Below are 14,362 nucleotides of genomic sequence, written 5' to 3'. Positions count from 1 at the left end.
CTAGACCTTTGTCATTAAGTTACTAGTATTATGTAAGGAGTAACAACCACCCTCCCAAACCACAACCAACAGGAATGAGTTAGGTGGAAAGAAGCTCCTCCATCCCATTCCGGGAAGGATCTAAGCGCGAAAAATGCCAACGCTATAAAAGAATTCAGCATGAAAGACCAAAAACGACTTTTACTGATTGATGACGATCCTAATTTAATTCTGCTAGTCAGAGACTATCTAGGATTTAGGGGATATGACGTTCTAACAGCTGAAAATGGGCGAACAGCTCTAGGTGTTTTAGAACAGGATATTCCCGATATGATCATCTGTGATGTGATGATGCCAGAAATGGACGGTTATACCTTTGTTGAACAGGTGAGACAAAACGAGCGGACTAGTTGGGTACCCGTTCTTTTTCTGTCAGCGAAAGGACAAAGTGCGGACAGGGTAAAAGGGTTAAATAAGGGAGCTGATGTATATATGGTCAAACCCTTTGAACCGGAAGAACTTGTGGCCCAAGTAGAATCCTCACTCAAGCAAACCAGTCGCTGGAAAGAACATCAAACCAAGGTAGGGGAACCTGGTTCTCGCATCCAAGTTCCTTTTGATGTTCAATTGACCCCCACGGAACTAAAAGTAGTTCAATTTGTGGCTAGGGGTTTAGCAAATCGGGAAATTGCTGAGGAATTAAATGTCAGTCAACGTACGGTTGAAAGCCATGTATCTAATATGTTAGGCAAAACTAACCTGCATAATCGTACTGAGCTAGCACGCTGGGCAATTGAAAATCAAATGGCTTAAAGCCATAGCCATGTAGTTGAATGAAATTTTGAGTTTTGAATTGATGTCTTTATCACTCAAAGCTCAAAAAATCATTCTTCTGAATTTTAGAACTGGATGAGTGGGTTAAAAATCCCTGTTTTAACAAGCTCTATATATTACCCTTCCTGGATATTCTTCCTCATTTATTTTTGCGTATAAGCGAAGGCAGGATAGAACCTCTCCTGGAGTTCCCCCATCCTCCAGTTGTAAATCATCCTTAGTGTACTGGCAAATATCAGCATATAGTCCTGATAGTTGCTTGATCTTGATGTTATTACCTGCTTTCGTAGCTTGATCAGCCATTTTTTTGAGTATACGTCTTGATTCTTGTTGTAGTTTTCCCCACCAGGAATATCTTTCTGCTGGGGGGACAAATACTAGAGAATGTATTGCTTCATCTAGATCTAGCCAACTGCGTAAATTGATGATGCTGCTGGAATCATCATTAAGTTTTTGGTGACGTTGCAGGCGATCGCTAAATGATTCCAGATATAATTGCTTTTGTTCGGGATGAGATTGAAAAGAGATAATATCAAAGCTAAAGACACTTTTTAGGGCGTGATGTAGGTCTGGGTCGATATCAATGAAACTAGTATATAAGGAGAGGAAACTGGTTAAAAAATGCCAATTATCGGAGTTATGTAATTGAGCCAGGTCTGATTTGAGCAAAGCTTTTTTAGACAAAGAGAGTCCGGGAGAGACGATTGTGCCATTTAGACCGGGATAAATAATTTCATCGCGCACAAAGGGTAAATAACGAAGATGCACATAATCTTCCAGGGCACCCAGTTTTTTGGCAATTTCCAGAGAGCGGTTTTTCCAGATTGTAGCCAAATCTTCTGGTAAGCGCAGCAACTTGTGGTGAATTTCATTCCAGAGATCACAGTCATTATCACTGTGTAAGGGTTGGTCTCCCAAGTAAAACCTGACCTCTAAATCAGAATTAAAAATTTCCCCTAATTCTGTAAGTAATTGACCAGATGTGGAATCATGGATTGCGAGTTCAACATCTTCAAACTCTCCAACTGAATTCAACTGTAAAAGACCATCAATTTCCCCAATGACCTGGGAACATAAATCATAGCCTGGATCTGCGGGATATGCTGTTTTAGCCTGTCCTAATGTTTCCTTGAGTCCGTATAGGTTAAACCTCAATAGTTGAGAAATAACCGAATCTTGAGTTGCTAATAATTGTTGTAGATGTGGAATCATATTTCATCCCTCCTGGAGAGCGGTGGGTTGTTGATGGTCAGATTAAAAATAAGGATACTTGAGCTATATTATCATGCTAGTAAGTAGGGAGGGACAATTATTTGTGGGATGGGTTAGTGGTAGGGTAACCCATGGGGGCGTTGGGTTTCGTATTAAACTCAACCTACGTTCTTTAATTCCACCCACCTACTTATCATGAAACTGGTCAGGTTTTAAAAAGGGGGTTTTTAAAAAAATTCCAGTCTTTTATCCAGTGGAAAAATTTGTTAAAAATCCATCAGAAATCTAGAATATCCAAGGATTGTTCGATTTCTACATCTAAGATCATGGCTTGGGTTTCTTTGTATTCTGCTAACCTACCATCTTGCCAATATATATCCGCCGCCTTTTTAAAATCTCCACTTGCTGTCTGTTTATTTCCCATAATTAACCAGCAGTTCCCTCTATAATAATATGCATCACCGTAGTTGGGTTGGGTTTTGATAACCATGCTAAAATCATCCACCGCTGCTTCATATATTCCCTTATTAAAATAGATTTTACCTCGTTGATAATAAGCATCTACATAGTTAATATTTAGAGCGATCGCCTGATTATAGTTTTCTAGTGCTTCTTCGTATGCTCCCAGCTGATAGAGATGATCGGCTCGATTTTTATAAATAACTTCATCATGGCATTTAATGTTAAACAATTCTCCTAGATCTCCTACCAATATTGGTTGATCTAACAAATCGGGATGAATACTAACTGCTTGACTATAGTCTTCTGTTGCTCCTTGATAATCTCCTATTAAATAACGAGCTTCGGCTCGATTTTTGTAGTTAATTGCCAATTCGGGGTTAATAGAAATCGCCTGGCTAAAATCTTCTATGGCGCTGTGATAATTACGTGACTTATAATGGGCTAAACCTCTTTTATTGTAAGCATTGCTATGATTTACATTGGCATTGATTACCTGGTTATAGTTGAAAATTGCCATATCATAATCACCTAATTTATAATAGGCTAAACCAAGTTTATAGTAGGCATAAATGTCAATATTACCAACATTATCAGTATATTTATGGCTGAGATTAAGTTCAGCTTGGAGTTCCCCTTGGTAATAACTGTTTTTTTTATTGTTTTGTAATGCTTGACTATAATTACTAATTGCCACAATATAGTCACCATCATCAAAATGTTTATCCCCCAATTTCACATAAAACTCCACCACATCTCTCCCCATATCTGGTGCTGGTAAATTGTGTGAGTTGTATAAACCGTTTGTATTAGATGAAATTACCTCTTGAGAAATGCCATTACTAATCATGGCTGGTAAATCTTCTAAATATGCTAATAAACCTCCACCATATAACAACTGATCAATACCAAACGAGATTCTGCCAGTTTTTAACTTAATCATTTTTGTCGGGAGAAACCCAGCTAAAAAAAGATGATATGCGGACTGAGCTTCCGTCACCTCCTCCCGAATTAAAATACAAACAATAACTGCATTTTTTCCTACCTCTTGGGAACTCACAGACCATCTCACCTTATCAAAATCCCCGTGACGAGATTTAACTTCTATCCCAATCCAGGGATGTGCAGTGACGGTAAAATCACTTTTACCATCCCCACCTAAACGCTTTTCATAATCAACCTCAGTGATAAAATCTGCTAATCTTTCTTTAACTACTTCTTCACCTAATTTACCTTTGAGATTACTAATAAACACATCGCGCACCGTAGAGGTACGCTTATACTTTTCCGCCATAGACCAGCAAAATTCCCTCAGAGATTTCAGTCTTTGTCCGGAAATAATGGTTAATTCACTATGACTTCCTGGTATTTCACAATTTAATAAACAACCAGAATTTAATCTTTTAATAAAATCTGACTGTAGGGATCTCAATAAATTAATCCAGTCCATATCCTCCTAAACGGAAATCCTTTCTCCAGGTTTAGGTTCAATTACCTGTGTAGATAAACTATTTAATTCTAATAACTCCTTAAACTCTGCCACATTCCCCTTTGCTTGTAATACCTTACTTAATATCCCATCAAAGAACACATCTCCACCAGCAGCGGTAGGGAGCATAATTTGGGGTTTTAACAATTTGGCAACTTCCAAAGCACTATTCATACCTTTAATTACTGGACCTAGGAGAGGCAAAGATAAGTTAATTATAGGTGTGATGACTACATCTACTGGACTCAATTCTTCAAGTGCGGATGAATGATAACCATGTGGTTCATAATATAGACCCACATTATTGGATATATTTCGGATCACATAACCATTTTCTCTCACATTGGGTCCTACAGGAGAACCAGGAAGAGCTTTAATTTCTAATTGGTCTTTTAAGGTGCTATTTTTTAAAGTGTCCTCTAAGGTAAAACTTTCACCGTGATGGAGAGTCTTCACTTGATAATATCCCAATTTCTCTACCACCTTAGCTGCTTGGGGGGAACCGAGAACAGGTATATGTCTATCCAACTGTTTAAGAGTCGGTGGATGAGCATGATCTTCCAAACCTTGAGATAACAAAATTAAGTCTATATTGTTTGGTATGGGACGATCCTGCAGGCGATAACTTTTGAATAGCCAATCTACATTATTAAAGGTTAAATCTCCTACCAACCAGGGATCTAAAAGAATGCGCCACCCCCCAATTTCTAATAGCCAACTGTTACTGTCAAGCCAGGTAAAATACATACTTTTCACTGTAGTTTTAAATAGGTTAAGATGTTTATATCACTTATACATTATAATACTTATTTGCCAAGGATTGGTTTCCCCCTCCTAAAAATTATCTTTTTTACCCAGGGTCTGTAACACCTTTTCCACATTATCCAAATTACCAACTATCCGACGAACAGGATGGGGCCAAATCTTAACTAATGTGGGTGTGGCTGAAACCTGATCTATCTCCGCTTGCTCCGGATGTGTTAAAACATCAATTACCTTGAGAGTGTAAGGAACCCCCAAGTACTCTTCTAATAATTCATGTAGTTTCTCTAAAATTCTTTCAGTGGATATGTTATGACCAGCAACAAATAAACGTAAAACATAAACTTCATGATTCTGTATTATCTGTTTTTGATTGACATGCTTCTGTGAATAAGGCATGGACATACTATCTAAACGCACGATCAAATCGTGATCCTCCCATAATTGGGGAAAGGTTGAACGGTAACTCTCTATTACCATGGGATCACATACATCCTCTCGCCAAGGTGACCTTTGCCACACTTCATTTCCTGTCCCAAAAATTGCTCCCAATACTGGCTGATAGCTCATTACCGCAGGATAAGCCTCCGCAAATGTCTGTATTTTTTGTGTACGTGGATTTAACCAATGATCAATTGTAGCTGTATAACAAGGAACTAAAAAATGGGGAGGTTCTGATAGATTCAGTATTTCCTGCAAGACCCCACACAAATGCAAATGCCATCGCTTCTGTTTACTCGGATCAATACAGTAAATTAAATCTCCCCCCGGTGTAAACAAGGCAATCCCTTTAAACACTTGAGGTAAAGATGGTTTATCTATATTTGTACCTAAGTTATAAATACTCATTAAATTTAGTTAATACCTGTTGTTTGTTATTAACACTGGTCACTGTCAATGCAGAGCATTTATTTTTGTGGAACCGCGTTACCTAAATTATAGGTCACTACTAGCCTTTTATTTTCCATTTCAATTATGAGAGATAAGGAGACTTTTATTAAGAAATGTTAAGCAAGTTAGAAGACAGATTTTGGGTAAGATCCATGGGCATTGCTATTCCCAAAGTTATATATCCAGGGATATATGGGGAATTAGGAGTAGTGAACCAAACCCGGTTTGGGCATCAAATCCATGATTACGAAAAATTAAGTGTAAAGATTAATAAAGAAATGCTCATCTTTTTCTTCAGGTTCTATATACTGAATTTCACTGAATGAAAACAGTGATCTCAAGAATTGAGCAAAACTGAAATTCAACTTTAAACCTTGCTGTGTAATTTTAGGAGGAAAGATCATGGTTGTGGCTCAAAGCTCTAATCAAGGGAAGATGTACTCCTTGTTAATGATGAAAAGCTTTTTAATTTGGACTTTCACATTAGCAGTGTGCTTGTTAGTAGTAGGTTTTCCACTAGTTGTAGTTATGGCTACAGTAGGTTGCTTACTCTCTATTGTTTTGCAATCTGTTATGCCTGCGAGCGCTGTTTTACTCGTAGCAGGTACTTTAGTAATTTTCAATGTTATGTCAGTTTTAATCGTGGCAGGTGTCTTGACTGCTAAGAGTGTTCATCCCAAAGAAGTTAAGTGGTTAAGTTGGCTATATGGTGATGCGGAAAGGGTGCAAACTACCGTTTATGCTTCTTGTCCTTTAACTTGTGAGATCAAATGATTAATATAAGTTTGACATGTCAATTAATAGCGGTAGCCACCTGTAGGGAGGGTAGGCGATCATCTACCCGACTCTCATTTTCAGCCATAAACTCTGTTTATAGAGTTTTAGTTAGAGCTACAACTTGATAGGTCAAATTTAAAAAAACAGTCCATCTGCCCGGTTAAGCCGGGTTTTTTCGTGTTTAAGAGAGGGGAAAAAATTTTGTTTTAACGAATGGGAATGATTTAGGATAGAATTATGGCTGCTGTACTATTTCATGATCAATAATTCGATAAGTAATGACTAAAAAAATTGGCATTGTTTTAGGTACTCGTCCTGAAGCAATTAAACTAGCACCAGTAATTCAGATATTTAAAACTGTTGCGGACTTAGAAGTAGAAGTGATTCTTACAGGACAGCATAAGGAAATGGTCGCACAAGTAATGGTGCTGTTTAACCTGAAAGCGGATTGGGATCTAGAGATTATGCAGCCTAAACAGTCTCTTAATGATATTACATGTAGGAGTTTGCAAGGTTTAGAGACTTTATATAAAAAGCTAAATATAGACTTAGTGATTGTTCAGGGAGATACAACAACTGCCTTTGCAGCAGCTTTAGGAGCTTTTTACCAGCAAATTCCGGTAGGTCATTTGGAAGCGGGGTTGAGAACTGACGATCTGTTTAATCCCTATCCGGAAGAAGCTAACAGAAGATTAATTTCCCAAATTAGTCAATTACATTTTGCACCTACCTCCTTAGCGGTAACCAATTTACAGAATTCCGGTGTTTTAGGGGAAATCCACCTGACTGGTAACACCGTAATTGATGCGTTGTTGAACGTAGCAAAAGCCAACCCAGCTTGTGATATACCCGGTTTAAAGTGGGGAGAATATCGAACTATTTTAGCCACGGTTCACCGACGAGAAAATTGGGGGGAACCACTGCAAGCAATTGCTCAAGGTTTCCTAGAAATTTTAGATCGGTTTTCCGACACAGCTTTATTATTACCACTACATAAAAATCCTACTGTTAGAGAGCCATTACAACAAATACTAGGTAAACACCCCCGGATTTTTTTAACAGAACCATTAGATTATGCGGAGTTAGTAGGAGCAATAGGGCGCTCTTACTTATTGTTAACAGACTCTGGTGGACTGCAAGAAGAAGCTCCTAGTCTTGGTAAACCCGTGTTAGTGCTTAGAGATACTACAGAAAGACCAGAAGCGGTAACAGCGGGTACGGCTAAATTAGTAGGAACACAAACAGATAGAATTGTAACTGCTGCTAGTGAGTTGTTAAGTGATAAGCAAGCATATTTATCAATGGCAAATGCTATTAACCCTTTTGGAGATGGTCATGCAGCAGAGCGAATCTTGAAAATTGTTCGCAACTATTTAGGGCTGACCGTGGACGGAGTGTAATATTAGTTGTGATTATCAGTAGTCACTGTCAGCTACACAAATACCTTTACACTTAATTCCATTAGTAGCAGTACGTTTACAATGGGGACAAAGAATCCTTTCCTCTTGACAACCGGGTAGGTTGTTTTTATCAGTTCTGCTTTCATCCTTTCCCACGATTTTGTTCATAATTATGAAACCATTTGTTGATGTTGATATTTTTATTGAACAGGTTCTGGAGTGGTTTCCGGGGTGGGGGTTTCTATGGGTTCTGGTGCGGGAGGATTTTCTATGGTAAGAGAGAATTCGTAGTCTTCAGGATTTGATGCTGTGGAAACTACAACAAATTCATAAAATCCACTTTCTGGTAATATTTGGGAGAGTTGACGCGATTTTGAATCTTGCAAAAATTTTGTCTTACCAGATGGAGAATAAACTGACAGTAAAACCTCCGTGTTTGCATCCAGTTGCACCTGCATATTTTGGTCTTTAACCAATTTGGCAATGAAAACTTTGCCTCCTCCTGGATCTAGAGTTCCCCTAGCCATTTTACTTGTATTACCAGGATCCAATACTATTTTTTCCCAGGCCGTGTTTTCCATGATGTCATTGAGTCTATCGTTGGCAAATCCCTGCCAAACTTGACCGAGAGGTTTGGAAATAAAATTCTTACCCTTTTGCTCAGGAAAAATACGTAAAAGAGCAGCATCAGCTAGGTCATATAGGGCATTACTACTAACGTTTTTGCTGTTAATTACCATTTGCCATTTTTGTCGAGTGGATGATGTATAAGTTCCTAGCTGTCTACGTGAGTTTTCGCTGAGGATAGCAAGTTTTTCCACAACTTCCATGGCAGTTTTATCCCATTCTTTCCGTAAACTTTCATCCTCCGGTTCGCTGCTAAGAGTCCTTCCTGTTAGACTGGGGTTTTTTTCCCAAAATACCTGATTCACCAAACTGCTAAAGAACCTAGAATTGATGTTTAGTTCTTCCAGGCGATCGCGCAGTTTTTGCTTACGTTGTTTTTCTTCTGGGGAGTAATTAGCGGTGGGATCTACAGAGGGTGTAGTGGTGGGTGTGGGAGATGCGACACTGGGGGTGTTAGTTGGCTGATAACGATTATTAAACCCCCACCATAATAGTCCTGCACTGGTGAATATAGCCATAGTAACCATCATTATGTTAGTTGTGGTCCAAACACCCGTGGTTTCAGGTGTGGAGGTCATGGGTGTAGATGGTTGAGAAATTGCCATTGTTTGACTAGTGAGCGACCCAGACATAGGAGAACTCACCCTTTGGAAGTTAAGAGCATCTAAAACCTGATTGGCTGTTTGATAGCGATCGCCTGGTTTATAGGAGAGCATGCGGTCTAAAACTTGACCTAGGAGTGGACTGAGTCTAACTTCTCGTCGCCATTGCCACTGTAAGGTTTGAGTATCAATTATTTCCTGGGGCATTTTACCTGTAAGTAATACTAAAACAGTTACAGCTAAAGCATATAGGTCGCTATGAGGGTAAACTAAACCTGTTTGCATTTGTTCTGGTGGTGCGAATCCCACTTTGCCTAATAAGGTGCCACTACTAGGAGTATTTTGACCGGATTGGTAATACTGAGAAGCTAAATTTGCAGCAACTTGTTTTACTCCTCCGAAATCAATTAGTACTGGCAACTGATCGGAATTTCTTAGAATTAAGTTATCAGGGGAAATGTCTCGATGAATCACCCCCATGCTGTGAATGTATTGCAAAACTGGCAGAATTTGTTCTAAGAGTTGACGAACTGCAGTTTCAGAAAATTTTAGCCCCTGTTGTTGTTGAGTATTGAGTAAAGAGCTATAGGTTATTCCTTGGACGTAATCCTGGACTAAAAATAGATATTCCTTTCCCTCGAGGTTAATGGGCAATAATTCCCGAAACCGGGGTATTTGAGGGTGTTCTAACTGATAAAGTACAGTGGCCTCCCTTTCAAATAGTTCTTGGGCTTTTTTAACAGCTTCTGGAGTTTGGACAACAGGAGAAAATTCTTTTAAAACGCAATACTCCCGAAATCGGTTCATATCCTCAGCTAGGTAGGTACGTCCAAATCCCCCCTGTCCTACTTGGCGTATAATAACATAGCGATCGCTCAGAGTTTTTCCTAAAAGATTTGTGTTCATGGATGAATAATTTGGGACTGGTATTTTCTTATCCATCCCCACCCGGGGGATGGGGTTGTTTATACTACTGCATTGACATTAATGAGATTTTCGATTAGAGCATAGACATCATGACGACTGAGTTTTTCCTTACCATTAGCTAGTGCATCCAGAGTACCATGGGCCAAGGCCAGGGGAATTTGACAGAATTGTAGAGCGGGTCCAGGAGGAAGACTATTAGTATAACTATCCGCTAAAGCTAGATGACGACGAGCATACTGTTGAAGATCCTGGTGATTCCAACCCTCGGGGAAAAAATTTACCCCACGGGTTAAATCTTCACTATTATTACGTAGGATATTTACTGCTTGTAACCCTCGACCAAAGGCGATCGCTTCCATGCGGTTAGTCGTGGTTCCATCATACCATGACCATAAATCTGAGAGTAACAAACCTACTGCACCTGCAACGCCAAAGGTGTAACGGTCCAGGTCGTATTCATTCTTAATTTGCCAATTTATTTGTGACCAGTAAGCCATTCTATCGGCCATAGCTGCTGTTGCATCCCAAATGCGAGGTGCAATGCTTTCTGGTGCTAAAATTGCCCATTCCCTAATCCTGACACTGACCTCAGGTAAGGAATCTTCATAACCCTTAAATCCCATGGAAAAAGCATCCACTGCAAAACCATCCACTCCTGCTTGTAGAGTTTGGCTAATGCTTTGTAGTAAAATTCCCTTAGTATGATTTTCCAGAGTTGGATGGTCCTCAATCTCGTCAATAGCACGCATACACAAGTATGCTGATGCCACAGCTTCTTGTAGTCCTGATGGCATAATGCTAATTGGAATATAAAAGGTTCTACTAGTTTCCTTGAGAATTTGTAAAGCATCCCGACGTAAATCCATCACTCCACTCCTATGTTAAGTTTCACACCACAACCTACTATTTTATGTTTTGGGTGGGAAATTTTGTATCCTCAACCCGTTCCGTATTCCCTATTAGTGTACACATTCCTGTAATAATGGGAATGTTAGTTATGTTTACTTAGATTTTTATATGCCTTTAAAAGCAGTCCTGTTCGATTTTAATGGAGTGATTATTAAAGACGAATCAATACATTTAAAACTGATAGATGAGATTCTGGTGGAAGAAAATTTACAACCCCAAAAGCCAGATGAACGTTTGAGATGTTTAGGAAGGAGCGATCGCGCTTGTTTTGAGGAGTTATTAAAGCGTCGTGGAAGGGTGGTCAGTCAAGACCATTTAACCAACCTGCTGCGAAATAAAGCAAACAAATATATTAAGGAACTAGAGAGTCTGGAACAGTTACCGCTCTATTCTGGAATAGAGGATTTAATTATACAGGCCCGGTCTCAAAATTTGCCCGTGGGTCTAGTTAGTGGTGCCCTGGTTCGAGAAATAGAGTTGGTCTTAGAACGTGCTAATATAAGAGAATATTTTCAGGTGATCATTGCAGGTGATGATATCGCTACTAGTAAACCTCAACCGGAAGGGTATTTATTAGCCGTGGATAGACTTAATCAAGTATATTCTGATATAAATGTTGATTTAAGTTTACAACCCGAAGACTGTTTAGCCTTGGAAGATACCTTAGCTGGCATAGAAGCGGCGAAACGCGCTAGAATGAAAGTTGTGGGAATTGCTAATACTTACCCCTTTCACATCCTCCAGCGTCAAGCTAACTGGACAGTAGACCATGTAAGGGATTTAGAGTGGGAACGAATTTGGGAAACTTTTGAGCAGAAAGATTGGAAAAATGGAGAGCGTGTTACAATAGGGTAAACCTAGGGGAATTAGCTCAGTTGGTAGAGTGCTGCGATCGCACCGCAGAGGTCAGGGGTTCGAGTCTCCTATTCTCCATTTGTACATGTCGCTTGCCAGATTATTTGTCCATATTGCCAAATTAAATGTCGTTTTTCTCAAATTGATGTCGCATAGACTTAACATTTAGTATTTAAACCCTTGCTCGGCTTCTTTCTCTTAAATAAATCTCATCAACCTTTAGTTTGAGACGATATTATCTTCTGATAGAACAACATAGTTTTCAAGGGTATCCTCGTAATTTTGCGATCGCCTGACGACGTACATCACTAGGCTCTGTAATACTAACACGTCCATAAGATAAAGAACCTACAGTTAGTGCGATTGGTTGTACAGGGTTTAACTCTAACAAACGACCAATGCGATCTTCTCTTTCAAGGCGGACTAAATCATCAATTGCACCTAAATAAGATTCACCCCTAGCTTAACTAAGGGAGATTTGAGTTTGATTAAGAAAAATCAGGGCACCACAGAATTATTTGCTCTTCCGGTTTGGATGTGGATCCCAAAATTTTCACTTTCTTTTCCTGATACAATAAATCAATTAAATTTTGAACACTAGCTGTTTGAGTCTCAGGAAACTGAAACTCCTTAAGTGTATTATCAATTGCAGTTTTTACTGCAATACATTGGTTAATCTTAACTAAATTAAACAAGAAACCTTTGACAACTTCTAAATTTTCCTCACGGTTTTCACTGGTGTGTGGATTTGAGGTTTTACTAACAATCCCCAAAGCCTGTAATAAGTCACACCCGTGTAAAACTTTTGACCTTTGCACAAAATCTTCTAACTTTCGTAAATCAACTGTTTTACCACCAATGAGTAAATCCTGGGACTTAGCAGAATTCACCAAACTTTGATAAGTTGCTAAAAAATGAATTCCAGTCAAACTAGACCTAATATGAAGGTTGTGTGTATTTACGAATATCTGTCGATAAATTTGGTTACCAGATGATTCAGGGTTACCCACATTTCCACTACGAATTAAGTAAAGTGTTTCACAGGCCTTTTTTTGAATAGCTGTTTGACAAGCACTCATAATATGATAAAAGCTATTCATATTATGTTCTTCTGTCCAGACAACGCCAGTTTTTTGGTTATTTTGAGGATGGAGATAACTAAAGGAATGGGTGGTATACTTGCCACTAATTAGTTTAGGTTGAATTTCAGGAATATCCATGGCACATATAGCATATATGAGCATTTGAGTCAAATCAGATGATGACAATAAAGATATTTTGCTATATTTCTGCTGGCTTTTTTTATACTCCTGTTGCCATAATAATTCGAATTCCGATTGGTTTATATCCTGGTTAGCTGAAAATGTAGCATTTTGACCCTTAACATCCACTTTTTGGTTTTGGGAACCGTCATCCACAACCGTGTTCTGGGGTGGTAATTCCTCCTGCGCTGCACTATAATTCCCATTGAGGGAGAGCTTATATTCCTGATACTCCTTCCGACCCAAAACTAATGTACTTCTAGGTGTGCTTTTACCACCAGGGTAGTTTCTATCTAATATTTCTCGACTGAGAGGAAAAAGAGGAGATTCTGGTATGGGATAGGCTAATCTGTGTAGTGGTTTGAGCTGACAAATCCACAGTGCTTCCGCTTGTTCTATACTAATATTTTGTAACCTGATTTGTTTTTCAATTCCCGCTTTATCAGCTGGAAGAATACTGTCACGATTCCGCTCCCAAGTATCAGAAATAACACTGATAATTACTAGGAAATTCTTCAAATTATCACCATGAATGGTTGTATTAACATTCATAAAAGGCTGAATTTCCAAAGTACCTCCGGGTTGCTGAGGCATGGTATCAAGGTTATCAAAACACAAAACTATCGGTTGGGTTTGGGTAGAAATTTTACCAAAATTGGCTAAAATATTTTTGGCAGCTTCCTCTGTATCAATGCAGCTTTTAACTTTAATTAGTTTCATGGATTCTTCGCTTAGGTCATCTCCCCTTAGCCATTCACATGCCAAATCATATAAATCTGGATTGGTCAGATCATGGAGCACACCAAAAAAAATATCAGGATGATAGATTCCTTTCTTATAAGTACTTTTGAGGTGTTTAATAAATTTTGGGCGATCGCCTCTTAGGAGTTGCCAAAAATTGGTATTGAATATTTTCTGTTTGACACCACTTTTAGTAAATGCACTGAGACTTTTTAGCCACAACATTAGCTGCGATTCTTGTTCTCCTTCAGGAATTTGCAGTAAACTATCAACGGTACGACGGAGAATATGTCGCCATATTTCAGCACTACTGCTCCAATTACAAAAAACATAGGCAAAAAAGGCTTTGGAATTCAACTTACGTTTCAGTCTACCCAGGAGATAACTTTTACCAGATCCAGAACTACCCCTTATCAAAACTGTCCGACTGCGATGATCTTTGGCTACTAGCTCGAGTAGACTTTCAATTTCTTTTATTGCTTCTTGGTGAATTGAGTCTACCATCACTGTGGAATCTTGCTCTTCTACCCAAAAATCAGTGGGCTTTATTTGGATTGAATCAAAGGGGTTAGTTTGGCGTTTGATAATGTCATTAATGTGTGTCATGGATGTAAAGGGTAAACAACTGAAAGTGAG

Annotated in this window: 13 protein-coding genes and 1 tRNA gene; 5 read left to right on the top strand and 9 right to left on the bottom strand. The window is 38.9% G+C overall.

What is annotated here, in order from left to right; translation table 11 throughout:
• Positions 1–159: 159 nt before the first annotated feature.
• Complete coding sequence (locus tag C6N34_RS06715) at positions 160–792, top strand: response regulator transcription factor (protein ID WP_006278397.1); 633 nt, start codon at positions 160–162, stop codon at positions 790–792.
• Between the two features lie 120 nt (positions 793–912).
• Here C6N34_RS06715 and C6N34_RS06710 read toward each other — a convergent pair whose 3' ends face one another.
• The 4 genes from C6N34_RS06710 to C6N34_RS06695 form a co-directional block, all read right to left on the bottom strand.
• On the bottom strand, positions 913–2,025 hold the full coding sequence (locus C6N34_RS06710; RefSeq protein WP_057178156.1) for a hypothetical protein: 1,113 nt from the start codon (positions 2,023–2,025) through the stop codon (positions 913–915).
• A gap of 277 nt (positions 2,026–2,302) precedes the next feature.
• The gene (locus tag C6N34_RS06705) at positions 2,303–3,934 is read right to left on the bottom strand and encodes a tetratricopeptide repeat protein (RefSeq protein WP_057178157.1); all 1,632 of its coding nucleotides are present in this window, start codon (positions 3,932–3,934) and stop codon (positions 2,303–2,305) included.
• A 6-nt stretch (positions 3,935–3,940) separates the two neighbouring features.
• The gene (locus tag C6N34_RS06700; protein WP_057178158.1) at positions 3,941–4,720 is read right to left on the bottom strand and encodes an MBL fold metallo-hydrolase; all 780 of its coding nucleotides are present in this window, start codon (positions 4,718–4,720) and stop codon (positions 3,941–3,943) included.
• Between the two features lie 87 nt (positions 4,721–4,807).
• The gene (locus C6N34_RS06695; RefSeq protein WP_006278392.1) at positions 4,808–5,584 is read right to left on the bottom strand and encodes a circadian clock KaiB family protein; all 777 of its coding nucleotides are present in this window, start codon (positions 5,582–5,584) and stop codon (positions 4,808–4,810) included.
• A 444-nt stretch (positions 5,585–6,028) separates the two neighbouring features.
• Here C6N34_RS06695 and C6N34_RS06690 point away from each other — a divergent pair, with 444 nt between their 5' ends.
• Positions 6,029–6,400, top strand: a complete 372-nt coding sequence (locus tag C6N34_RS06690) for a hypothetical protein (protein WP_057178160.1) — start codon at positions 6,029–6,031, stop codon at positions 6,398–6,400.
• A 281-nt stretch (positions 6,401–6,681) separates the two neighbouring features.
• A complete protein-coding gene (wecB, locus tag C6N34_RS06685) occupies positions 6,682–7,803 on the top strand; it encodes a non-hydrolyzing UDP-N-acetylglucosamine 2-epimerase (RefSeq protein WP_006278389.1) in 1,122 nt (373 codons plus the stop codon).
• Positions 7,804–7,818: 15 nt separating this feature from the next.
• Here wecB and C6N34_RS06680 read toward each other — a convergent pair whose 3' ends face one another.
• From C6N34_RS06680 to C6N34_RS06670, 3 genes are read right to left on the bottom strand one after another with little or no spacing between them, the layout of a single operon-like run.
• Positions 7,819–7,971, bottom strand: a complete 153-nt coding sequence (locus C6N34_RS06680; RefSeq protein ID WP_167317754.1) for a hypothetical protein — start codon at positions 7,969–7,971, stop codon at positions 7,819–7,821.
• Between the two features lie 32 nt (positions 7,972–8,003).
• Positions 8,004–9,974, bottom strand: a complete 1,971-nt coding sequence (locus C6N34_RS06675) for a serine/threonine-protein kinase (protein WP_115538597.1) — start codon at positions 9,972–9,974, stop codon at positions 8,004–8,006.
• Between the two features lie 23 nt (positions 9,975–9,997).
• Entirely contained in the window at positions 9,998–10,825 is an 828-nt protein-coding gene (locus C6N34_RS06670; RefSeq protein WP_006278387.1) for a squalene/phytoene synthase family protein, read from the bottom strand.
• A 151-nt stretch (positions 10,826–10,976) separates the two neighbouring features.
• Here C6N34_RS06670 and C6N34_RS06665 point away from each other — a divergent pair, with 151 nt between their 5' ends.
• Positions 10,977–11,723: an HAD family hydrolase gene (locus tag C6N34_RS06665; RefSeq protein WP_071242574.1), complete on the top strand. Its 747-nt coding sequence runs from the start codon at positions 10,977–10,979 to the stop codon at positions 11,721–11,723.
• 5 nt (positions 11,724–11,728) lie between these two features.
• Positions 11,729–11,801 (top strand) — tRNA-Ala (locus tag C6N34_RS06660).
• A gap of 184 nt (positions 11,802–11,985) precedes the next feature.
• On the opposite strand, the gene C6N34_RS17000 is transcribed toward C6N34_RS06660, so the two are convergent.
• Both C6N34_RS17000 and C6N34_RS06655 read right to left on the bottom strand, forming a co-directional pair.
• The gene (locus C6N34_RS17000) at positions 11,986–12,114 is read right to left on the bottom strand and encodes a hypothetical protein (RefSeq protein ID WP_268906692.1); all 129 of its coding nucleotides are present in this window, start codon (positions 12,112–12,114) and stop codon (positions 11,986–11,988) included.
• Between the two features lie 97 nt (positions 12,115–12,211).
• The gene (locus C6N34_RS06655; RefSeq protein ID WP_057178164.1) at positions 12,212–14,332 is read right to left on the bottom strand and encodes an AAA family ATPase; all 2,121 of its coding nucleotides are present in this window, start codon (positions 14,330–14,332) and stop codon (positions 12,212–12,214) included.
• Positions 14,333–14,362 lie beyond the last annotated feature (30 nt).

Source organism: Cylindrospermopsis raciborskii Cr2010, from assembly GCF_003367075.2.
Taxonomy (GTDB): Bacteria; Cyanobacteriota; Cyanobacteriia; order Cyanobacteriales; family Nostocaceae; genus Raphidiopsis; species Raphidiopsis raciborskii.
The sequence above is the reverse complement of the archived record's forward strand: the minus strand, read 5'-3'. Positions and strand labels throughout refer to the sequence as shown.